General features: G+C 69.1%; 1 protein-coding gene. It reads left to right on the top strand.

Going from position 1 to position 459, the window contains the following annotated elements:
* Nucleotides 1-459: IS91 family transposase (locus P0D73_RS46745; protein WP_408436548.1), on the top strand; the 459-nt coding region annotated here is incomplete at both ends.

Raw genomic sequence — 459 nt, 5'->3', positions numbered from 1 at the left:
CCGGCACCTCGGCGCCCGGATCGGGGCCACGCTCGTCCTGCACACCTGGGGCTCCGCACTCACGCATCATCCGCATGTGCACGGCATCGTCCCCGGCGGCGGACTGTCGCCTGACGGTGAGCGCTGGATCGCCTGCCGGCCCGGCTTCTTCCTGCCCGTGCGCGTCCTGTCACGCCTGTTCCGGCGCCGCTTCCTCGAGGCACTCCAGTCGGTTCACCGCCGTGGCGACCTGCAATTCTTCGGCGAGTACACCGGGCTTGCTGACCCCCCCACCTTTGCCCGCTGGCTTGCGCCGCTGCGTAGCTGCGAATGGGTGGTCTACGCCAAGCGCCCGTTCGCCGGACCGAAGGCGGTGCTCGAGTACCTCTCACGCTACACGCACCGCGTCGCCATCTCCAACCAGCGCCTGGTCGCCTTCGATGAGCGTGGCGTCACGTTCCGCTGGAAGGATTATCGCGC

The sequence above is a fragment of the Paraburkholderia sp. RL18-101-BIB-B genome (assembly GCF_046026985.1).
GTDB lineage: Bacteria > Pseudomonadota > Gammaproteobacteria > Burkholderiales > Burkholderiaceae > Paraburkholderia.
Note: the sequence above shows the minus strand (reverse complement) of the source record. Positions and strands in the feature narration are given on the sequence as shown.